At 70.2% G+C, this 21,855-nt stretch carries 19 protein-coding genes; 13 read left to right on the forward strand and 6 right to left on the reverse strand.

Annotation, left to right across the window (positions count from 1 at the left end):
• The first annotated feature begins 48 nt into the window (after positions 1 to 48).
• Both Hbl1158_RS12075 and Hbl1158_RS12080 read left to right on the forward strand, forming a co-directional pair.
• Entirely contained in the window at positions 49 to 1,599 is a 1,551-nt protein-coding gene (locus tag Hbl1158_RS12075) for a COG1361 S-layer family protein (RefSeq protein WP_234297504.1), read from the forward strand.
• Positions 1,596 to 4,142, forward strand: coding sequence for an MMPL family transporter (locus Hbl1158_RS12080; protein WP_234297505.1), 2,547 nt, complete (start codon positions 1,596 to 1,598; stop codon positions 4,140 to 4,142). The genes Hbl1158_RS12075 and Hbl1158_RS12080 overlap by 4 nt, the downstream gene beginning before the upstream one ends.
• Before the next feature lie 72 nt (positions 4,143 to 4,214).
• Here the strand turns inward: Hbl1158_RS12080 and Hbl1158_RS12085 are convergent, their stop codons facing one another.
• Complete coding sequence (locus Hbl1158_RS12085) at positions 4,215 to 4,520, reverse strand: acylphosphatase (RefSeq protein WP_234297507.1); 306 nt, start codon at positions 4,518 to 4,520, stop codon at positions 4,215 to 4,217.
• Positions 4,521 to 4,783: 263 nt separating this feature from the next.
• On the opposite strand from Hbl1158_RS12085, the gene Hbl1158_RS12090 reads away from it, so the two are divergent.
• From Hbl1158_RS12090 to Hbl1158_RS12120, 7 genes are all read left to right on the forward strand, one after another.
• Complete coding sequence (locus tag Hbl1158_RS12090) at positions 4,784 to 6,154, forward strand: phosphomannomutase (RefSeq protein ID WP_234297508.1); 1,371 nt, start codon at positions 4,784 to 4,786, stop codon at positions 6,152 to 6,154.
• Between the two features lie 83 nt (positions 6,155 to 6,237).
• A complete protein-coding gene (locus tag Hbl1158_RS12095; RefSeq protein ID WP_234297510.1) occupies positions 6,238 to 7,422 on the forward strand; it encodes a BMP family protein in 1,185 nt (394 codons plus the stop codon).
• Between the two features lie 145 nt (positions 7,423 to 7,567).
• On the forward strand, positions 7,568 to 9,277 hold the full coding sequence (locus tag Hbl1158_RS12100; protein ID WP_234297512.1) for an ABC transporter ATP-binding protein: 1,710 nt from the start codon (positions 7,568 to 7,570) through the stop codon (positions 9,275 to 9,277).
• Positions 9,270 to 10,508, forward strand: a complete 1,239-nt coding sequence (locus tag Hbl1158_RS12105) for an ABC transporter permease (RefSeq protein WP_234297514.1) — start codon at positions 9,270 to 9,272, stop codon at positions 10,506 to 10,508. The genes Hbl1158_RS12100 and Hbl1158_RS12105 overlap by 8 nt, the downstream gene beginning before the upstream one ends.
• Before the next feature lie 80 nt (positions 10,509 to 10,588).
• Positions 10,589 to 11,626, forward strand: coding sequence for an ABC transporter permease (locus Hbl1158_RS12110; RefSeq protein WP_234299528.1), 1,038 nt, complete (start codon positions 10,589 to 10,591; stop codon positions 11,624 to 11,626).
• 69 nt (positions 11,627 to 11,695) lie between these two features.
• Positions 11,696 to 12,466, forward strand: coding sequence for a nucleoside phosphorylase (locus Hbl1158_RS12115; protein ID WP_234297515.1), 771 nt, complete (start codon positions 11,696 to 11,698; stop codon positions 12,464 to 12,466).
• A gap of 254 nt (positions 12,467 to 12,720) precedes the next feature.
• Positions 12,721 to 14,091, forward strand: coding sequence for a geranylgeranyl reductase family protein (locus Hbl1158_RS12120; RefSeq protein WP_234297517.1), 1,371 nt, complete (start codon positions 12,721 to 12,723; stop codon positions 14,089 to 14,091).
• Positions 14,092 to 14,198: 107 nt separating this feature from the next.
• Here the strand turns inward: Hbl1158_RS12120 and Hbl1158_RS12125 are convergent, their stop codons facing one another.
• Positions 14,199 to 14,597, reverse strand: coding sequence for a hypothetical protein (locus tag Hbl1158_RS12125; RefSeq protein WP_234299529.1), 399 nt, complete (start codon positions 14,595 to 14,597; stop codon positions 14,199 to 14,201).
• A 152-nt stretch (positions 14,598 to 14,749) separates the two neighbouring features.
• Positions 14,750 to 16,015, reverse strand: coding sequence for an LEA type 2 family protein (locus Hbl1158_RS12130; RefSeq protein ID WP_234297519.1), 1,266 nt, complete (start codon positions 16,013 to 16,015; stop codon positions 14,750 to 14,752).
• A 144-nt stretch (positions 16,016 to 16,159) separates the two neighbouring features.
• Between Hbl1158_RS12130 and Hbl1158_RS12135 the strand changes: the two genes are divergently transcribed.
• From Hbl1158_RS12135 to Hbl1158_RS12150, 4 genes are all read left to right on the forward strand, one after another.
• Positions 16,160 to 16,345, forward strand: a complete 186-nt coding sequence (locus Hbl1158_RS12135) for a hypothetical protein (RefSeq protein ID WP_234297520.1) — start codon at positions 16,160 to 16,162, stop codon at positions 16,343 to 16,345.
• Positions 16,346 to 16,445: 100 nt separating this feature from the next.
• Positions 16,446 to 16,670 carry a FaeA/PapI family transcriptional regulator gene (locus Hbl1158_RS12140; protein ID WP_234297521.1) on the forward strand — a complete coding sequence of 75 codons (225 nt, stop codon included), beginning with the start codon at positions 16,446 to 16,448 and terminating at the stop codon, positions 16,668 to 16,670.
• Between the two features lie 165 nt (positions 16,671 to 16,835).
• Positions 16,836 to 17,264, forward strand: a complete 429-nt coding sequence (locus Hbl1158_RS12145; RefSeq protein WP_234297522.1) for an SRPBCC family protein — start codon at positions 16,836 to 16,838, stop codon at positions 17,262 to 17,264.
• A complete protein-coding gene (locus Hbl1158_RS12150; protein WP_234297523.1) occupies positions 17,261 to 18,079 on the forward strand; it encodes a nitrilase-related carbon-nitrogen hydrolase in 819 nt (272 codons plus the stop codon). The genes Hbl1158_RS12145 and Hbl1158_RS12150 overlap by 4 nt, the downstream gene beginning before the upstream one ends.
• Before the next feature lie 30 nt (positions 18,080 to 18,109).
• Here the strand turns inward: Hbl1158_RS12150 and Hbl1158_RS12155 are convergent, their stop codons facing one another.
• The 3 genes from Hbl1158_RS12155 to Hbl1158_RS12165 all read right to left on the reverse strand — a co-directional run bounded on the left by Hbl1158_RS12155 (position 18,110) and on the right by Hbl1158_RS12165 (position 21,783).
• Entirely contained in the window at positions 18,110 to 18,364 is a 255-nt protein-coding gene (locus tag Hbl1158_RS12155) for a hypothetical protein (protein WP_234297524.1), read from the reverse strand.
• A gap of 317 nt (positions 18,365 to 18,681) precedes the next feature.
• Positions 18,682 to 19,740 carry a D-xylose 1-dehydrogenase Gfo6 gene (gene gfo6, locus Hbl1158_RS12160; protein WP_234297525.1) on the reverse strand — a complete coding sequence of 353 codons (1,059 nt, stop codon included), beginning with the start codon at positions 19,738 to 19,740 and terminating at the stop codon, positions 18,682 to 18,684.
• 513 nt (positions 19,741 to 20,253) lie between these two features.
• Positions 20,254 to 21,783 carry an aldehyde dehydrogenase family protein gene (locus Hbl1158_RS12165; protein WP_234297526.1) on the reverse strand — a complete coding sequence of 510 codons (1,530 nt, stop codon included), beginning with the start codon at positions 21,781 to 21,783 and terminating at the stop codon, positions 20,254 to 20,256.
• Between the last annotated feature and the right edge of the window lie 72 nt (positions 21,784 to 21,855).

Genomic DNA, 21,855 nt, shown 5'->3' on the forward strand with positions numbered 1-21,855 from the left:
TTCCGCATTCGTTATATGCGTCCCTGACTGAACGGTTAGACAACTCAGATGGCACACCGATCGCTTTCCGTTTTGCTCGCCGCGTTGCTCTGCGTCTCGGCCGTCGGCGCGGGCTTCGTCGGCGTCGCCGCCGCCGACGAGGACCCGCGGTTCGAAGCCGAGGTCGCGGAGCCGGTTCTCGAGCCCGGGGCGACACAGGAGTTGACGATCGAACTCACGAACGACGCCGCCGAGTACGACGAGGACGTCGAGCCGGCGCTCGACGTTCGCGCCACCGTCGAGGACACCGCCGGCATCGACGTGCGGTCGAACACCCGCGACCTCGGTCGGATGGGCGACGGCGAGACGCGGGCTGTGTCGGTGACCATCGACGTGCCCGCCGACATCCCCGGCGGCACCCACGAGGTGCCGATCACCGTCGAGTACCGCGACCGCGACGACGAGGACGAGGTGCTTGCGACGACCGTCTACGCGACCGTGCGCGTCGAGGAGCGCGCCCGCTTCGCCGTCGAGGACGCCGAGTCCGCCGCCCCGATCGACGGGTCGGGTCCCGTGTCGCTGACGGTGCGCAACGTCGGTGAGGCGACCGCTCGAAACGCGGTCGTCTCGTTCCAGTCGGGTAACTCGGACCTCACGTTCGGCCAGTCGTCGAGCGCCCGCCGGTTCGTCGGCGAGTGGGCCCCCAACGAGACCCGGACCGTCGAGGTCGACGCGACGGTCGCCGCGTCGGCCGAGACGCGCGAGTACGCCGTCGACGCGACCGTCGAGTACGAGACGCCCGGCGGGACGCCCGTCGCCTCCCGGACGCTGTCGTTCGGCGTGACGCCGCTCCCCGAGCAGACGTTCGACGTGAGCGGGCTGGAGAGTTCGCTTCGCGTCGGCGAGGAGGGGCAACTCACCGGGACTGTGACGAACACCGGCGACCGCCCGATCGACAACGCGGTCGTCCTGTTCGAGACCTCGAACCCGAACGTCTCGCCGCTCGAACCCGAGGTCGCCGTCGGCTCGCTCGCCCCCGGCGAGTCGGCCGACTTCGCGTTCGACATCGAGGTGTCGAGCGCGGCCGAGGCCGGCCCCAGGCAGTTCTCCCTGCGTGTGCAGTACCGCGACGACGAGGACACTCGACGGACGAGCGATACGATCGACGCGCCCGCGTCGGTTGCCCAACAGCGCGACGCCTTCGGCGTCAGCGGGGTCGACGCGAGCTTCGAGGTCGGCGGCGGCGGCACCCTCACGCTCGAGGTGACGAACAACCTCGAGGAGCCCGTCAGCGACGTGTCCGCGAAGCTGTTCCTGGACTCGCCGCTGTCGTCGGGCGACGACGAGGGGTTCGTCTCCGAATTGGAGCCCGGTGAGTCGGACGAGGTCGTGTTCGACATCTCGGTCGCCGGGGGTGCCGTCGCCGGCAAGACGTACCCGGCGAGCGTCGACTTCCGCTACGAGACGAGCGACGGCGACACGCTCATCTCCGACACCTACCGCGTCCCGGTCGAGACGACGGCCCCCGAGGACGACGGGATCCCGCTGGGCGCGATCGGCGTCGGGGCGGCCCTCGTGCTCGGCCTCGTCGGCGCGGTGTACTTCCGGCGAAGCAGATGAACCACGAACGGGTCGTCGAGGCGGTCGCGAAGGAGATCACCGAGCGTCCCGGTCGTCTGGTGATCGCGTTCCTCCTGTTAACCGTGGTGTTCGCCGGCGGCCTGGCGAACGTGTCCACGGAGGCGGGAACCGAGCAGTTCACCTCGGGTATTCCCGCCGAGGAAGCGCTGTCGGACATCCAGCGCGAGTTCGGTCCGTCCTTCACGGCCGACACCGGATCGACACAGCTCGTTCAGCGCGACCGGAACGTGCTCTCGAAGCCCGCCCTGTTGCGGCTGCTCGAGGCGCAAAATCGGCTCCAGGAGACCGACGGACTGCGCGTGACGGCGGTCTCCTCGCCGGGCGCGACGATCGCCCGGACGATCGACCCGTCCGCGACGACGACGGAGGCGCAGATCCGCGTCATCGAGCGGTCGACGCCGACGGAGATCGACGAGGCGGTTCGCGAGAACGCCGACGACCCCGCCTTCACCGGCTCTGTCTCGGACGACTTCAACGCGGAGGCGGCGTCGGCGTCGGCGGCGATCGGGGTCGTCACCCACGAACTCCCCGGTGCCGGCGGCGGCGGCGCTGCCGCCGGACAAAGCGGCTCGAGCCCGCTGACTGACATCCAACTGCGGAGCCAACGGGTCGTCGACACGGTCGGCGGGGACATCACCGTCTTCGGCTCAGGGATCATCTCCGAGGAGTTCTCCTCGGTGATCACCGACTCGCTCCTGATCGTGACGCCGGCTGCGGTCCTCCTGATCACCGGGTTCCTGATCGTCGCGTACCGCGACCTCCTCGACCTGCTGCTCGGGTCGTTCACGCTGCTGCTCGCGGTCGTGTGGACGTTCGGGTTCCTGGGTCTCGCCGGGATCCCGTTCAGTCAGATGATGATCGCCGTCCCGCCGCTGTTGCTCGCGGTCGGTATCGACTTCGGCATCCACGCTGTGAACCGCTACCGCGAGGACAGAGCCGACGGCCACGGCGTCGACGAGGCGATGAACATGGCGGTGCGCCAACTCCTCGTCGCCTTCTTCATCGTCACGGGGACGACCGTGATCGGGTTCCTGGCGAATCTCACCTCCGACCTCGCCCCGATCCGCGAGTTCGGGCTCGTCGCGGCCGCGGGAATCGTGTTCACGTTCCTCCTGTTCGGCGTGTTCCTCCCGGCGGCGAAGGTGCTGCTCGACCGGCGGCGCGACCAGCTTCCCATCCCGACGTTCTCGCAGGCTCCGTTGGGGGCGGAAGGAGGCTCCCTCGACGGTGTGCTCCGGATCGGCGTCTGGATCGGCCAGCGCGCGCCGCGGGTGTTCCTCGCGTCGATCGTCGTCCTCACCGTCGCCTCCGGCAGCTACGCGGCCGGTATCGACACGTCGTTCTCCCAGGAGGACTTCCTGCCGCCCGAGGACACGCCTGACTACCTCCAGGAGCTCCCCGAACCGTTCGCACCGAGCGACTACTCCGCCGTCGGGACGCTCAACTTCCTCGAGGAGAAGTTCACCGCCAGCCAGGGCGGATCGGTCACGATCTACGTCGAGGGCGACATGGAGGACCCGACCACTCTCGAGGAGATCCATCGAATGGGCGATGATCCGCCGAGCACGTTCGTCGCAGAGGGCGGCCACGCCGACGAACAAAGCATCGTCACGGTCATCCAACAACGCGCGGCCTCCGACCCCGAGTTCCGCCGACTCGTGGACCGAAACGACCGGAACGCGAACGGGATCCCCGACGACAACCTCGGCGAGATATACGACTACCTGCTGTCGTCGTCCTCCCGGGATCAGGCGCTGCAGTACCTGGCCGAGGACCGGCGGAGCACGCAGGTCGTCTACTCGACGGAGGCGGACGCCGATCAATCCGCGGTCGCGGCCGACGGCCGCACCGTCGCCGATCGCTATCGGACCACCAGCGGGACGACCGTCGCGACCGGGAGCACCGTGGTCTTCGCGGCGGTGTCGGACCTGATCTTCACCTCCGCGGTCCAGAGCCTCGCGGTCGCGCTGTCGCTGACGGTCGTGTTCCTGGTCCTCATGTACGGACTGCTGGAGGGGCTCCCGTCGATGGGGATCGTCAACACGATCCCGATCATCGCGTCCGTCGCGCTCGTCGCGGCGACGATGCGGCTCGCCGGCATCGCGTTCAACGCCTTCACCGCGACGATCCTCTCGTTGACGATCGGGTTGGGGATCGATTACTCGGTCCACGTCGTCCACCGCTTCGTCGACGAGCGCCGCGAGCGCGACCTCGTCACCGCGCTGGAGCGGACCGTCCGCGGCACAGGCGGCGCGCTCCTGGGGAGCATGCTCACCACTACCACGGGGATCGGCGTCCTCGTGTTCGCGGTGTTGACGATCCTCGGACAGTTCGGTGTCCTCACCGCAGTATCGATCTTCTACTCGTTCGTCACGTCGATACTCGTGCTCCCGTCGGCGCTCGTCGTCTGGGACCGACTCAAGGGACACGATCCGGATCAGCCGGTCGACGCGGAGCTATCGCTGTCGGTGCCGCTCCTCGGGGACGACGACCGTCGAGGCGATCCGGCTCACACCGACTGAGCGTCCCTCGACGAATGCGTCGGTCGTCCGTGTGGGTGTCGACGGTCTGCCGACGGATCGCCGGCCGCGTCGCTATCGGCGGACGCTGAAGCCGTCGAGTCCCTCGGGATCGCCGTACTCGACGGTCACGTCCTCGACGACCGCGCGCGGGCTGCCGGTGTGGCACCACTCGACCATGCCCTCGACGGCCTCGCGCGGCCCCTCGAAGGCCACCTCGACGCGCCCGTCGTCGAGGTTTCGGACCCAGCCGTCGATCCCACGCTCTCGGGCGGTCTCACGCGTGGTGTTCCGGTAGTAGACGCCCTGTACTCTCCCGGAGACGAACACGTGCGCCCGGACCCGGTCCTCGCCGTGCTCGTCGCGTGCGCCGTCGCTCACGGCGGGTCGGTTCGTCGTCCTCGACCGAAAGTGCGGCGGCGGTCGGCGTCGCCGCCGGTCGACCGGCCGGGCAGGAACGGCGGGCGGATGGCTGACAGGCGACGGCGCTCGGCGGTCCGGTCCCTCGGCGCGTGCCGTCGCTCACCCGCGAGCGCGCCGAGACCACGTTCAGTACACGGGGGGTGTGGTCCCCCCATCCGGTTTGAACGTTCGCGGGCGGTCGGGACCGAGGGAGTCTTGAGCGCTCCGCCGGACGGTCGGGTATGGACCTGTTCGGAACAGCCGGGATCCGCGGCGACGCGACCGAGCGCGTCACGCCGGGGCTCGTCCTCGACGTGACCCGCGCGCTCGGAGCACACGCCCGCGAGGCCGGCGACCGCGAGTTCGTCGTCGGCCGCGACGGGCGCGTCACCGGGCCGGCGCTGGCCGCCGCCGCCGAGGCGGGCCTGGAGTCCTCGGGGGCGACCGTCCGTCGGGTCGGTCAGGTGCCGACGCCGACGCTGGCGTTCGCGTCCCGTGGCCGGCGCGGCGTGATGCTCACCGCCTCGCACAATCCCCCGACCGACAACGGCCTGAAGGCGTTCGTCGACGGGCTGGAGTACGGCGCGACCGCCGAGACGGCCATCGAGGAGCGCGTCGCCGACGGCGACACCCCCGCCGACTGGGACCAGTGGGGCGACGGCGCGCGAGAGGACGTGCTCGCCGACTACCGGACGGCGGTCGCCGACTACGCCCGCGAGTTCGGGGACGACCCCGACGGCGTCCGCGTCGCCGTCGACTGCGGCAACGGGATGGCGTCGGTCGCGACGCCGCAGGTGCTCCGAGAACTGGGCGCGGACGTGGTGACGCTCAACGCCACCGTCGACGGCCACTTCCCCGGCCGCGAGTCGAAGCCGACCGCCGAGTCGCTCGCGGATCTGCGGGCGTTCGTCGCCGACGGGGGGGCGGACTTCGGCATCGGTCACGACGGCGACGCCGACCGGATCGTCGTCGTCGACGGCGACGGCGAGGTCGTCCACGAGGACACCGTGCTCGCGATCCTCGCGGAGCGATACGTCGCCGCTCGCGACGCCGCCGACCCGGTGGTCGTGACGACGCCGAACGCCTCTGGTCGGATCGACGAGCGCGTCGCGGCCGCCGGCGGACGCGTCGAGCGCGTCGCGCTCGGCTACCTCCACGACGGCATCGCCTCGGTTCGGGACGCCGGCGGCGACGTGGCGTTCGCGGCCGAGCCCTGGAAGCACGTCCACACCGGTTTCGGCGACTGGATCGACGCCGTCGCCAGCGCGGCCGTGTTCACTCGGCTCGTCGCCGACGAGGGGCTCGACGGACTTCGCGCGCCGGTCTCCGAGCGCCCCTATCGCAAGGTGAGCGTGGCGTGTGCCGACGACGACAAGGCGTCCGTGATGGACCGCCTCACCGAGACGCTCCCGGCGGCGTTCCCGGACGCCGAAGTCGACGACGAGTACGGCGTCCGGCTCTCGTTCGCGGACGGCTCGTGGACGCTCGTGCGCCCGTCGGGGACCGAGCCGTACGTCCGCGTGTACGCCGAACACGACGACGTGGACCGGTTCGTCGAGGAGGTCGCCGGCGTCGTCGAGTCCGCGGTCGACGCCGCCGACGGCGACGGATAGGGATCCGGTACTGTCAGATACGCTCGAGAATCTGACCGCTCGAACGCGACGTTTTTAACCCACTCAGCGTTCCGTACGCACGTATGGACGATACTGAGCGGTTCGACAGGCGGACGATCGTGAAGGGCGTCGGTGCGGCCGGACTCGCGGGACTCGCTGGCTGTACGGGCGGTCCCGAGTCGGGCGGGTCCGACACCGAGGAGTCGACGCCGGAGGCCGGGGACGGCGGGTCGGACGGCTCCGAAACGGAGTCCTCGGGCGACGGTTCCGTCGATGTCGGGATGGTGTACGCGACCGGCGGACTGGGCGACGGGTCGTTCAACGACCAGGCCCAGGCCGGGATTCAGCAGGCGGCGGACGAGTTCGGCCTCTCGTACGACGAATCCGAGCCCGACTCGGTCTCGCAGTTCGCCACGTACCAACAGCAGTACGCGCAGTCGACCGACCCCGACTACGACCTCGTCTCGTGTATCGGGTCGCTGCAGGCGGATGCGCTCTCGGAGACCGCGCCGGACTACCCCGAGCAGGACTTCCTCGCGGTCGATGCGGTGCCGATGGCCGACACCGACGACGACGGCGAGGCGGACAGTCAGTTCGACAACGTCGCCTCCTACACGTTCAAGGAGCACGAGGGGTCGTATCTCGCGGGACAGCTCGCGGCGCTGCTCACGTCGCAGTCGTTCTCCGCGGGGGCGGGATCGACCGCCGGCGACTCGACGAACGTCGGCTTCGTCGGCGGCATCGAACTGGACCTGATCCGGAAGTTCGAGGCGGGCTTCACCGCGGGCGTGAAGTCGATCGACTCCGACGTCGACGTGCAGACGACGTATACTGGGAGCTTCTCCGATCCTTCCGCCGGTCAGGAGGCCGCGCTCTCGATGTACAGCTCCGGCGCGGACATCGTCTACCACGCCGCGGGGAACACCGGAACCGGCGTGTTCCGCGCCGCACAGGACGAGGGGAGGTTCGCCATCGGCGTCGATGCCGACCAGTCGTTGACCGCCTCTAGCTACGCCGACGTCATCCTCGCGTCGATGGTCAAACGCGTCGACACAGCCGTCTACAACGCAGCCGAGGCGGTCGTGAACGACGACTTCGAGACGGGGACCGCGACGACGCTCGGACTGGCCGAGGAGGGCGTCGACCTCGTATACGGCGACCAGCTGGGCGGCGACATCTCCGAGGACGTCCGCTCTGAGATCGAGTCGTCCCGCCAAGGGATCATCGACGGCGACATCTCCGTCCCGCAGGACCCCGACGAGGTCTGAGCCGCACCGGCAGCCGTCTCTTCGTTCCGACGGGATCCCGCAGACGCTCTGTTCCGACGAGTAGCCGGCCTGACACGCGGATTTACGAACGTCGCTTCCGTCGAAACGCGCCGTTTATCCCGTCCCCGCCGAAACGGCCGGTGACATGACGGAGGCCGTCCGCCTCGACTCGATCACGAAGCGCTTCCCCGGCGTCGTCGCCAACGACGACGTCACGCTCTCGGTCGAACGGGGGACGGTCCACGCCCTGCTCGGCGAGAACGGCGCGGGCAAGACCACCCTGATGAACGTCCTCTACGGGCTGTACGAGCCGACCGAGGGCGACGTGTACGTCGACGGGGACGGTCTGACGTACGAGGAGGACGGCGGGGGCGACGGGGACGGCGATGCCCCCGCCGGCGACGACGGGCTCGCCGCGATCGCCGACGCGCCGCGGCGGTTCGACTCCCCGCGCGACGCCATCGACGCCGGCGTCGGGATGATCCACCAGCACTTCATGATGGTCGACCCGATGACCGTCGCCGAGAACATCACCCTCGGCAACGAGCCTCGGAAGTGGGGCGGTCTCGCGGTCGACCGCGAGGCAGCACACGAGGCCGTGATAGAGCTCTCCGAGCGCTACGGCTTCGACGTGGAGCCGGAGGCGACCATCGAGGACGTGGGCGTCGGCATCCAACAGCGCGTGGAGATCCTGAAGGCGCTGTATCGCGGCGCGGAGATCCTGATCCTCGACGAGCCGACGGCCGTGCTCACGCCGCAGGAGGTCGAGGATCTGTTCCGGGTGCTCGAGGAACTCACCGACGCGGGCAAGACGGTCATCTTCATCACCCACAAGCTCGGGGAGGCGCTCTCGGCCGCCGACGAGGTGACCGTCCTCCGCGACGGGCGCAACGTGGGCACCGTCGAGACGGCCGGGACGACCCGCGAGGAGCTGGCCGAGCTGATGGTCGGGCGCGAGGTCGTCCTGGAGACGGACACGCCGCCGGCCGATCCCGGCGCGCCGTCGCTCGCCGTCGAGGGCGTCACCGCCCGCGACGACCGCGACGTGGTCGCCGTCGACGACGTGTCGTTCACAGTCCGCGAGGGCGAGGTGTTCGGCGTCGCCGGCGTCGACGGTAACGGCCAGTCTGAGTTGGTCGAAGTGATCACCGGGCTGCACGACCCCGACGAGGGCCGCGTCGCGCTCGGCGGCCGTGACGTGACCGACGCCTCGCGGCGCGAGCGCGCCCGCGCCGGCATGGCGTACGTCCCCGAGGACCGCCAGGATCGCGGCCTCGTGATGGAGTTCGACCTGACCGAGAACGGCGTGCTCGGCTCCCAACACGACCCGCCGTTCGCCAGTGGCGGCCGCCTCGACTGGAACCGCGCCGGCGACCACGCCCGTGAGATAATCGACGAGTACGACGTGCGCCCGCCGGACGCGACCGCGTCGGCGAGGTCGCTCTCGGGCGGTAACCAGCAGAAGTTCATCGTCGGGCGGGAGTTCGCCCGCGACCCCGCCTGTATCGTCGCCTCCCACCCCACCCGCGGGGTCGACATCGGCTCGACGGAGTTCATCCACGACCGGCTCATCGACCTGCGCGACGACGGGCGGGCCGTGTTGCTGGTCTCCTCGAAGCTCGACGAGGTGCGCGGGCTCGCCGACCGCCTCGCGGTGATGTACCGCGGCCGCATCGTCGACGTGGTCGACCCCGACGAGGTGACCGAGGAGCAACTCGGGCTCATGATGGCCGGCGAGGACCCCGACGACGTGCCGCGGGCGACGCGTGTCGCAGGCAGCGACGAGGACGGCGACGACGGGATCGGTTCCTCGACTCCCGCCGGCGTCGACGACGGGGTGGCGTCCGATGAGTGACGCCGGCCGGTCGCCGCGCGACCGGCTGTTCGACGCGCTCGACCGGCTCGTCGCCGCGAGCGCGACCGAGCGCCTGCTCATCTCGGGGTCGGCGCTACTGCTGTCGATCGCGATCGGGTTCGTGCTCATCCTGCTGGCGGGCCGGATGACCTCTTGTGAGACCGCGGCGTACTCGCTGCTGGGCGTCGGCTTCTGTTACGACCCGTTCGTCGTGTACGACAGCCTCTTCTTGGGGGCGTTCGGCGACGTGGCCGCGAACCCGCTGAACGGGCAGCTCGCGACGACCGTCTCGGAGACGACGGTGCTGGTGTTCACCGGCATCGCCGTCGCTGTGGCGTTCAAAGCGGGCGTGTTCAACATCGGCGGACAGGGACAGCTCGTGTTCGGCGCGCTCGCGAGCGCCCTGGCGGTGTACGCCCTCTCCGGGGCGGTCTCCGGCCTCGTCGGGACGCTCGTGCTCGTCCCGTTCGGGCTGGCGGTGGGCGCGTTCGTCGGCGGCGTCTGGGGGGCGATCCCGGGGGCGCTGAAGGCCTACGCCGACGCCAACGAGGTGATCACGACGATCATGCTCAACTTCGTCGCCACCTCCTTCGCGCTGTATCTCGCCTCGGGACCGTTCAAGGACCCCGACAGCTTCGCCAACCAGACGCGGGGGCTCCCCGAGTTCGCCCTGTTCCCGCAGCCGGTGTTCCCCGGGCGGACCGACGCCTCGGTGGTCGCGCTCGTGTTGGCCATCGCCGTCGCGGTCGGGCTGGCGTACCTGCTTCGCCGGACCTCCTTCGGCTACGACGTGCGCACGAGCGGGCTCCAGCCGGAGGCCGCCGAGTACGGCGGCGTCGACGCCGCCAAGACCGTCGTCGCCTCGATGGCGCTGTCGGGGGCGCTCGCCGGGCTGGGCGGTGCCGTGTACGTGCTCACCATCGCCGGCAACTTCCAGACGGGCGTGCCCGACTACGGCTTCGACGGCATCACGGTCTCCATCCTCGCGGGCAACAACCCGGTGGGCGCGCTCGCGGCGGCGCTGCTGTTCGGCGTGCTGAAGTCGGGCTCCATCGTCGTCGACGTGAGCACGGACGTGCCGCCCCAGCTCGTCGGCGTGCTCCGGGGACTGATCGTCCTGTTCGTGGCGATGCCGGAGTTCTTCCGGATGGTCGGCGCGCGCGTCGACGTGCGCGACCGCTTCGGGGGGAATCGCGACGCCGTCGCGACCGACGGGGGTGAGGAGGCGTGAACGGCTCGCCCCTCGCCGAGCGCGTCGATCGGCTCGGGACCCGCGCACGGCTCGCGCTCGCGGCCGTCGGGATCGCACTACTGGGGCTCGGCGGACTCGCGCTCGCGGGGGCCGGCGACGTGGTACTCGCGGTCGGCGGCCTGCTGTTCCAGCGGTCGACGCTTGCGTCGGCGCTTCGGCTGTCGGTCCCCATCGCCTTCGCGGCGCTGGGAGGGATCTTCGCCGAGAAGGCGGGCGTCATCAACATCGGCCTGGAGGGGCTGCTCATCGTCTCGGCGTTCGGCGGCGTGTACGCAACGTACCTCACCGGGTCGGTGTGGATCGGGCTGTTCGGCGGCGTCCTCGCCTCCACGCTGTTGGCGCTGTTGTTCGCGATCGTCTGCATCGAGTTCCGCGCCGACCAGATCATCGCGGGACTCGCGATCTGGCTCATCGCGCTGGGGCTCGCGCCGTTCGCCTCGCAGATCGTCTTCGGGTCGAAGAACTCCGCGACCGTCGCGACCGTGCCCGGCCTCCGTCAGCTCGTCGCGAACAGCGGGGTGCCGTTCGTCGCGACCGCCGGCGGCGACGCCCTGGACGCGCTGGCGTCGATCCCCTTCTTCGGCGCGCTGTTCGACGCCTCGCCGATGGTGTACCTGATGTTCGTCGCCGTCGCGGGCTCGTGGTGGACGCTCAACCGCACCTCCTTCGGTCGCTGGGTGCGCGCCTCCGGCGAGAACCCCCGGGCGCTCGACACCGCCGGCATCAACGTCTCCAGAGTCCGCTATGCGGCCGTCCTGCTGTCGGGCGTGCTCGCGGGGCTGGGCGGCGCGGCGCTGTCGCTGTCGCTGGGGCAGTTCGTCGGCAACGGCCCGACGATGGTCAACGGCAAGGGGTTCATCGCTATCGTCACCTACCTGCTGGGCAACTACAACCCGATCGGGGCGCTGCTGTCGACGCTGCTGTTCGCGGGGCTTGACGCGCTCCAGCTCACGCTGCAGGGACAGGACGTGCTCTCGATTCCCCGGCCGCTCGTGCGGACCATCCCGTACGTGTCTGTCGTCGTCGTGTTGGCGCTGTTCGGCCGGACGCGACTCCCCGAGGCCGCGGGCGACCACTACGAGTCCGGCGAGGAGTAGCGTCCCCGCCAGCGAGTCCCTCCCGCACACCGGGACGACGTTTTTTGTCTCCCGCGTGCACACCGAAGCGTGACCGTTCCCCAGTTCCCGGACAAACACGACCACGACCCGATCACCGGGCCGGACGACGACCTGGCGTACTATCGCGACCTGAACGGGGCGTTCGACGCGCTCCCGGAGGCGGTGATCCTCACGTACTCCGAGTCGACGTTCGAGCGGGCCGTCGCGGAGGCGGGCGCAGAGGACGGAGCGCTCGACGCGCCGGGGATGGCGAGCCTCCACGTGCTCGCGGGCACCGACGGGCGCGTCGCGGTCGCCGGCGGGTTCGGGATCGGGGCCCCGGCGACTGCGATGGTCGTCGACGTCCTGGCGACCGCCGGCGTGGAGACGGTCTGCATCGTCGGCTACGCCGGGGCATTGACCACCGATCTGGACGCCGAGACGGCCGTCGTCGCCGACGGCGCGCTCCGCGACGAGGGAACCTCCCACCACTACCTTCCCGACGGCGAGCCCGCGGAGGCGACCCCGGCGGTGACCGACGCGCTCGAGGCCGAGTGCGAGGCCGCCGGTCGGCCGGCGACGGTGGGGCCGACGTGGTCGACCGACGCGGCGTTTCGGGAGACGGCGTTCGAGGCGCGCCGACTGGCCGAACGGGGGTATCTGACCGTCGAGATGGAGGCGGCGGCCCTCTTCACCGTCGCGGCCGTCCGCGGGATCGACGCGGGCGCGGTGTTCGCGATCAGCGACTACGTCACGCCGGAGGGGTGGGACCGGCAGTTCCACGAGGCCGCCGACCGGCTCTACGACCTGGTCCCGATCGCCAGAGACGCGCTCGGGTGAGAATCGGCGGCCGACCGTTCGCGTCACCCGCGGCGTTCGTCGCCGTGTACCGAGGCCTCGCTACGCTCGACTGCGCGCCGCTCGCGGGTCGTTCCTCCCCGCTCGCCGTTCGCATCGGGACGGTCGGTCGTGGTTCGAGACGGCGGAGCCGTCTCGTCCATCACGAGAGAGCTTCGCTCTCTCGAACGACTTCACTCCCTCCCGTCCCGCATGGAACGACTGGCTTTTTCACCACCCGCGAGTGACTCATGGCAATGACCACCTACGAGCCCGACATCGTCGTCGTCGGCGCGGGGACGGCGGGCTGTTATGCGGCCGCGACGGTCGCCGAGGCCGGGCTGGACGTCGTCGTCGTCGAGCGCAAGGACGAGGAGGAGGCGGGCCACATCGCCTGCGGCGACGCCCTGAAGGGAGCCGACAAGTTCCCCGAGTCGATCCCGAAATCCGAGATCGACTCGGCGTTCACCAACACCGGCGTCGACCACGGGCGCTTCGAGATCCCGAGCCACGACACCGTGCTCGAGATCCCGATCCCCGGGGAACTGGCGGTCATCGACCGCTGGGAGTACGGCCGGAACATCATCGACGGGGCGACGCGCCGCGGCGTCGAGTTCCACTACGACACCGTCGTCCAGGACGTGCGACAGACCGACGCGGGTCGCGTCACGGGCGTTCGCGGGAAGCGGAACGGCGAGGTCGTCGAGTACGAGGCGGAAGTCACCGTCGACGCAGCCGGCGCGCTGTCGATCCTGCAGGACAAGGCCGACCTCGCGGGCGCGACGTTCGACACGAACGTGTCCTTCTCGCAGTTCTGTTCGGCGTACCGGGAGGTCGTCGAGGTGCCCGACCCCGTCGAGTGGGACGACGCGCTCGTGTTCAAGCCGACCGAGCGCGCGGCGGGATACCTCTGGTACTTCCCGCGCACGGACACGGAGATCAACGCCGGCCTCGGCTTCCAGATGAACGAGGAGCCGATGAAGCTCGTGGACGACCTGAAGCGCGACCTCCGGAACCGCCCCGAGTTCGAGGGCGGCGAGGTGACCGACAAACTGGGCGCGGCGCTGCCGACCCGCCGGCCGTACGACTCGGCGGTCGCGGACGGATTCGTCGCCGTCGGCGACGCCGCCGGCCACGTCAACCCCACGACGGGCGGCGGCATCGCCGGCGCGGCCTACGCCGGGAAGTACGCCGCCGAGCAGGCGGTCGACGCCATCGACGCCGGCGACGTGAGCGAGGACGCGCTGTGGCGCTACAACGAGCGCGTCATGAGCCACTTCGGCGCGCGGTACGCCGCCCTCGACGTGTACAACATCCTCTCGACGGCGGTCGACGTGGACGAGCTGATGGGTCTGCTCGCGTCCCTACCCGGGGAGAGCCTCGCGGAGGCGCTGTACGAGGGGAGCGCGTCGGTGAAGCCGCGGCTCGTCGCCGAGGTCATCAAGGACAGCTACGGCCATTGGGGGCAGATCTGGGAGTTCTACAAGACGAAGCGAGTCGCGGACGACCTGATGGACCACTACGGTCGCTACCCGTCGCGCCCCGGCGGCTTCGAGGGCTGGCGCGAGGAGCGCGACCGGCTCATGGAGCAGGTGTACGACGTTACCGGCGCGGAGCCGAAGTACTGAGGAGGGATCTGAAGCACTGACGAGCCGCGGTCCCGACGGACCGGAGGCGAACCCGGGTCCCTCGACACGAACGGCGAGACGCGAGTCGTCGGAGCACCCGGCCGCCTCTACTCTTCGGCCTCGCCGACCTCGGCTTCCGGGTCGTCCGCCGACTCCCCGGCGGCTGGCTCCTCCTTGCGCGCGCTCAACGGGTTACGGCGGTGGATCGAACAGTCGAACGCCGGATGCTCCGCGAAGTGGCGGATCAGCATGTGCCGGCGCGAGCCGGTGATCCCGGTTCGGCCCACGTCCTCGGCGTCGAAGCGTTCGGGCAGTCGGTCGTACAGCCGACCGAGCGCCTCGAAGGAGTCGAACACCTTGGCGTTACCCGCCGAGTCGGCGGCCTTGCGAGAGACGACGTAGCTGCCGTCGGCGCGGAACTCCCCGGCCGTGCGGAAGAACTCCCGGCGCTCGGTCAGGGCGTCGGCTATCGACTCCCGCAGCTCGGCGGCGTCCTCTCGACTCAGTTCGTGTCGGACTCCGTCGACCGCGACGACGATGGCATCGCCGTCAGGTGACGCGGCTACGTTACCGTCCGAGAACTCGATCAGGAGCGGTCATACTCCGGAACATACCCACACGTCCGTCCGGGGGAGTAAAGCCTTGTCGGCGCGGGCGATTACCGCGCCGCGGGCGGATCGGTCGACGAGTCGGCTCCGGGTTCGAGCGCGAAGAGCCCGTCGTCGGTGCTCGTCCCGTCATCTGGAGTCGAAGTCGGCGACTCGGTTGGCGTCGCGGTCGGCGACTCGGTGGGCGTCGCGGTGCCGTCGCCCGATCCGTCGTCCTCCGGCGTCGCGGTCGCGGTGCCGTCGGCGGCGTCCCCGTTGTCCGAGTCCTCGTCGCCGGCGTCCGCGGAGCCGTCCTCGGACCCGTCGTCGCCGGACCCGCCGTCGGCGTCGTCACCGGCGGACTTCGTGCCGAAGACGTCCGTCTCGACGGTCCGCTGGTAGCTGTCGAGTTCGATCCGCTGCTCGCCGCCCCCGGCCTCGCCGAGGTCGACGACGAGGTAGAACGGCATCGTGAGGTTCGTCACCTGGTCGCGCTGCAGGTGAGAGACCCACCACTCGTCGAGTCGCTGGGTCCGGATCTCCGTCGTGGCCTCGACCGGTACCGTCTCACCCGGGGGGATCGTCGTCGTCCGGCCGGCCTCGCCGCCGCCCATCGTGACGTTGTTCATGTAGATGTCGTAGCCGACCTCCGAGAGGGTGATCGGGTACGACTTGGGATTGTGGAGGTACAGCGTCATCTCGACGCCGGTCGTCTCGTCGTTCACCTCGCCCCACTCGGCCTCAGTGCGGTTGAGATAGAGGACGGGATCGGAGACCACCGGCGCGTCCGCGTTCAGCGGCGTCGGCTCGCTCGTGCGGAACGCCTCGACGATCGAGGTGTCGATCTCTCGGGTCACCTGCGTCGAGTAGCTCCGATCCACCAGCGAGGAGTGAACGTCGGCGTTCACCCGGAGCTCGGTGTGCTCGTCGTTCTCGACGTGACTCACCCACCACGCCGGGATCTTCGAGTTGTCGAGGGCCGTGGAGAACGGGATCGAGGTGTTGCCCGTGCCGAGGTCGACGCCCTCCTTCGTCCCGTTGGCCATCGCGATGCCGTTCATCGTGACGCCGTACTCCGCCGTCACCCCGGCGAGTCGCGCGCCGATCGGGTTGGGGTTGTTCACCGTCAGTTCGCTCTCGATCGTCGTCGTCTCGTTGGTCACCTCGCCGAATCGGTTCTCCACGCCCTCGACTGCGGGCGCGCCGACGACCCCGAGCGCGAACGCGCCGCCGACGGAACCGACGACCACGACGGCCGCCAACGCGATCGCCCGCAGCGTCGATAGCCCGCGGTCGTCCGTCCCCCCGAACGACCCCGTACCGCGTGTGCCTGTCATCGCGCCCGGCTACTCCGGGGCCCCAAAAAGTCCTGTCGGGTCGGATCGAGCACGTCGGCTCAGCCGCTGACGGAGTCGTCATCCTCGCCGTCGCGCCGTCGGCGACTCCGCAAGCGTTAGGTGCGTTCCCTCGGAGCCACGGGTATGGCAACCGAGACGGTCGAAAGCGACATGTCCGTCGGCGTCGCGCTCGCGTTCGGCGCGCTGGCGACGGTCGGCGCGGGGTTCATGCTGGTGGGCGCGTCCCAGACGGTAATGGCGTGGGGGTTCGCGCTGGCGATGGTCGCGGCGATGCTCGCGGTCGTGGCGGTGCAGGCGTTCGACGCCTGATCGGGAGCGACCGGGATCGGAGGACGGAACCGAGCGGGCGATCGGCGCGTCCGCCGAGGGAAGCGTTAAGAACGCGCACACCGTAGTATCGGTAGGACAAATGACGGAGTACACCGACGAGGAGAAACGCATCCTCGCGTACCTGCGGGACAGCGTCTCCCGGGGAGAGGAGTACTTCCGCGCGAAGAACATCGCCGACGCGATCGGCCTCTCGGCCAAGCAGGTCGGCTCGCGGCTGCCGACGCTCGCCGAGAAGGCCGACGAGGTCGACATCGAGAAGTGGGGACGCGCGCGCTCGACGACCTGGCGCGTCGAACTCCCGTAGCCCGGTTGCGCGTCGGTTCCGCACGCCTCGACCGCCGAGCCGCGCCACAGACGCCAAGATCCCGTCAGCAACCGGGCCCGCCGACGCACCCGACAGGGTCGGTCGCCTCCCCCGTTCGATCGTGAACCACCCCGTTTTTTCGCCTTCCGGCCGTACCTGCTGTCGATGACCGTGCGTGTACGTCGGGAGCTGATCTTCGACGCCGAGCCGGAGGACGTGTGGGCCTTCATCTCGGATCCGGCGAAGCGTGCCGGCGCGATCAGCGTCGTCGACGAGTACGAGGTGACCGGCGACAGGACCGCGACGTGGCACGTGAGCCTCCCGATCCCCGTGATCCGGTCGACGATCACCGTCGACACCGAGGAGGTCCGCGTGGACCCCCCGGAGTACGTGAAGTTCGTCGGGAAGTCGCGGGCGTTCCGCGTCACGGGCGAACACACCGTCTCCGAGACCGAGGACGGACGCACCCGCCTCGTCAACGAGTTCGTCGTCGACGGCCGACTTCCGGGCGTCGAGTCGTTCTTCGAGCGGAAGTTCGGCGACGAGTTGGACAACCTCGAACGGGCGCTCGAACGGGACCTGGGGCTCGCATGAGACTCGCGCTGGCGCAGATCCGGGTCCGCGGGGCCGACCGCGACGGCAACCGCGAGCGCGCGCTCGCGGCCGTCGCCGACGCCGCCGACCGGGGCGCGGACCTGGTCGCGCTCCCGGAGCTGTGGAACGTCGGCTACTTCGCGTTCGAGACGTACGAGCGCGCCGCCGAACCCCTCTCGGGACCGACCCTCGCGGCGGTGCGGGAGGCCGCCGCCGACCACGGGATCGCCGTGCTCGCGGGCTCGGTCGTCGAGGACCTCGCCGGGAGCGCCGCCGACGGCGAGGACGTGCCCGCCGAGGAGGGACTCGCCAACACGGCCGTCCTGTTCGACGCCGACGGCGAGCGCCGGGCCGTCTACCGGAAGCACCACCTGTTCGGGTACGAGTCCGCCGAGACGCGACTGCTCACGCCCGGGGAGGCGCTGCCGGTCGTCGACCTGCTCGGCTTCCGGGTCGCCGTGACGACCTGCTACGACCTGCGATTTCCCGAGCAGTTCCGCGCGCTCGGCGAGCGCGGGGCGGACCTCGTGCTCGTGCCGAGCGCGTGGCCGTACCCCCGCGTCGAGCATTGGCGGACGCTCCCGCGGGCGCGGGCCATCGAGAACCTCTCGTACGTCGCGACCGCCAACGGCTCCGGGAGCTTCGAGGACGCGGAGTTGGTGGGGCGCTCGACGGTGTACGACCCGTGGGGGACGACGCTGGCGTCCGCCGGCGACGACCCCGCGCTCGTGACCGCGGAGGTGGAGCCCGAGCGCGTCGCGCGCGTCCGCGAGGAGTTCCCGGCGCTCCGGGACGGACGCGAGTACCGGTCTTGAGCCGGGGACGCTCGACGGGTCCGAGCGACGCTACTCGACGTAGTGAACGAAGACGGTCCGGTCGTTCCCGAGGAGGTGGCACAGGCGTTCGCGCACGTCGGGGTCCACGTCGACGTGCGCGAGCGGAACCTCCTCGACCCGACTGAGTCGGCCGACGGCTCCGCCGTCGCCTCCCGTGATAGACTCGCCGGGCTCGCCGAGACGGCGGTGATCGACGATACGGCGCGGTCGTGACAGCAGGCCCTCGGCACCGCCAAGTAGTGCCTCGGCCCTGAGGCGGACCATGTTCGAGTGCTTCGGTCGCGACGACATAACCGTTGCGTCGCCGCCGGCGTTTGCCGCCGGCGCTCGTTGCCGCGAAACGAGTCCCGGAGCCTTTATCCCGATCACGCCGATACGGTGTATCGCCGGCAGACCGACGCTTTTCTCGTCGCAAGCTGGCGAATCCAAATCCGCGCCGCCACACCCGATGCGCACGTCCGCTCCGCGATCAGGGGTCCATCGCGCCGGACGCGCGCACCACCGCCTCCCCACTCCCACCTTCGTTTCCGCCTTCCCGAGTTCTCGAGTCGCTCCCGACTGACCGCGAGTGCGAGTCCCGACTACAGCTCGACTCGCGCCCCCGAAGCGGCCGACTCCTGGATCGCTTTGAGCGTCCGCATGTCGACGAGACCGTCGGCCCCGTCGGGCTCGATGTCGCCGTCCGAGAGGACCGCGTGCGCGAAGTAGTCGAACTCCTCGACGGTCTCGTCGGCCCCCGCGTCGGCGACGGCGACGCGACCCTCGGCCGTCTCGACGGTCACGTCCCGGGCGACGCCGGGCTGGAACGCCGACTCGACGGCGACGCGCCCGTCGCTTCCGAGCAGCTCCAGGAACGTGTGTTCGCGCCCGGAGAACGCCGCCGAGAAGCCGCCGACCCAGTCGTCGAACTCGACGCGGAAGTCGGCGTACTGGTCGACCTCGTCGAACGCCGGGTCGGGCGAGCGCGTCGTCGCGGAGACGGCGACCGGGTCGTCGCCCGCGAGGAAGCGCGCGGTGTTGAGCGGGTACACGCCCACGTCGTACAGCGCACCGCCCCCGGCCAGTCGGCCGTCGAGCCGCCATTGGTCGGGGTCGCGACCGCCCCCGAGCACGGGGAACGCGAAGTCGCCGGTGGCGCGTCGGAGGTCGCCGATCCCGCCGTCGGCGACGAACTCGCGAAGGCGTCGCATCACGGGGTCGGTCTGCATCCGGTAGGCGGTCATCAGGCGGACGCCGGCGTCCTCGCAGGCGGCGACGAGTTCCTCCGCGCGGGCGACGGTCGCCTCCAGCGGCTTCTCGCAGATCACGTGCTTGCCGTGGGACGCGGCCGTCCGGACGTGCGGCAGGTGCAGGCGATTCGGGGTGGCGACGTAGACGGCGTCGTACTCGTCGGTCGCCGCGCCCGCCTCGTACTCGTCGTAATCGACCGCTGTGACGCCGAACTCGTCGGCGAGGCTCGCGCGCTTGTCCGGGTCACCGCTGACGGCGACTGTCGCCTCGGCGTACCGCCCCTCGACTATCGCCGGGATGGAGACGCTGCGAGCGTAGTTGCCACAGCCGACGATCGCCAGCCGGAGCGTGCCGGTCGCGTCGCCGTCCCAGTCGCGTCGTCGTGTTTCCGAGAGCGTCGTGTCGTACACGCGCGTCCGATCGGCGCGTCCGGTGGTAAAACCGACCGTCCTCGTCTCACCCGCGCGCCCGGGAGTATCGAATTCGATATCTCGGAGGGAGCCTTGAAGTGGAGACCGCGCAGTCGTTTCGGTACCGCGGGACCGAACCAGGCTCGGACACATCCCCCCAGCGTGTCCGGGCGTCCGACCCTTCGGGTCGATCCGGTTCGGCTTCGCGGGTCACGGGGCCTCGCGCCCCGCGCGAACCGGGGGCCGTCCGGGCGACGGCGACTTCGCCCATCCGCCCGGGGGGCCGGGGCAACTCCCGCTCCCACTCCCGTCCCCGGCCCGACGCTCCCGGCACCGCACCGAACGCACACCAACCGCACCACACCACACACGCCGCGTCCGCGTCGCTGTCGGCGTCTCACACCGCGCCGAGATCGCCGCGGAGCGGATTCCCGGCGGTTCGCCGGGGCGTCACGGGAGCGGATCTCCCCGCCAGGGGATCGACGCTACGATCCGGAGCGACCGCCGCGTCCCTCAGTCGTCTTTCGTCTTGATGTCGGCCGAGAGGCCCTGCGCCATCTCGATGTCCTTGGAGTTGTTGAGCGTCCAGGCGGTCCGCTCGGTGACGGCCTCGATGACCTCGCGGGCGCTCGGGTAGCCGTTGCCGGACTTCTTCACGCCGCCGAAGGGGAGCTGGACCTCCGCGCCGATGCAGGGGAGGTTGCCGTACGCCAGCCCGACCTCGGCGTTGTCCCGGTAGTAGTTGATCTGGCGGTAGTCCTCGGAGATGACTGCGCCAGCCAGCCCGTAGTCGGTGTCGTTGTGGATCTCGACGGCCTCCTCGATGTCGCCGCTGTACTTCAGCAGGGCGACGTGGGGACCGAACACCTCCTCGTGGGTGCACCGCAGGTCCTCGTGAGGGTCGGCCTCGTACACGAACGGCCCGACCCAATGGCCGTCCTCGTGCCCGTCGGGGATCTCGTCGTCGTCCAGTTCCTCGCGGTCGACGAGCACGTTCACGCCCTCGTCCTTCGCGAGCTGGTTGTACTTCGAGACCTTCTCTTTGTGTTCCGGTTCGATGAGCGGCCCCATGAACGTATTCTCGTCGAGCGGGTCGCCGACGGCGACGGACCTCGCGTTGTCGACGAACCGCTCTTTGAACTCGTCGTACACGTCCTCATGGACGATCAGCCGCTCGGAGGAGACGCAGCGCTGGCCGGTCGTCTTGAAGCTCGACATCACGGCCGAGTGGACCGCCACGTCGAGGTCGGCGTTCTCCGTGATCACGATGCCGTTCTTTCCGCCCATCTCGCAGGCCGCGAGCTTGCCCGGCTCCCCGCCGACCTTGCCGGCGATCTCGTGACCGACCTCCGCCGAGCCCGTGAACAGCACCGTGTCGACGCGGTCGTCCTCGACGATCGCGTTGCCGGCGTCGCCGTACCCCTGCACGAGGTTGAACACGCCGTCGGGGACGCCCGCGTCCTCGAACATCTCCGCGAGGATCTGCGCGCACCACGGCGTCTGCTCGGCGGGCTTGAACACGACCGTGTTGCCCTCGACGAGCGCGACGGCCATGTGCCAGAACGGGATGGCGACGGGGAAGTTCCACGGCGTGATACACCCCACCACGCCCCGGGGTTTCCGCCGCATGTAGGCGTCCTTGCTCGGGATCTCCGAGGGGACCACGTCGCCCTTGGGGTGGCGGGCGTCGCCGGCGGCCCACTCGACCATGTGCCACGCCTCGGTCACGTCGGCTTTCCCCTCGGAGATCTCCTTGCCGCACTCCATCGTCACGATCTCGCCGAGCTCCTCGTGGCGCTCCTTGAGCTCGTGGTAGATGTCCCAGAGGTACTCCGCGCGGTCGATGTGAGAGAGTTCCTTCCACTCCTCGAACGCCTCGTCGGCGGCCGCGACCGCGCGCTCGACGTCGGCCTCGGTGCCGCGGCGGAACTCGCCGAGCTCCTCGCCGTTGGCGGGGTTCTCGCTGGCGAACGTCTCGTCGCCCGTGCCGTCGGTCCACTCGCCGTCGATGTAGTGCTGGTAGACGCCCTCGTCTCGACTCATGGGCAAATCTTGCGCCACCGGCGTGATATAGGTGCGGGAAAGCCGGCGGTCGCCCGCGACGATCGCGTCTCC

Source organism: Halobaculum sp. CBA1158, from assembly GCF_021431925.1.
Taxonomy (GTDB): Archaea; Halobacteriota; Halobacteria; order Halobacteriales; family Haloferacaceae; genus Halobaculum.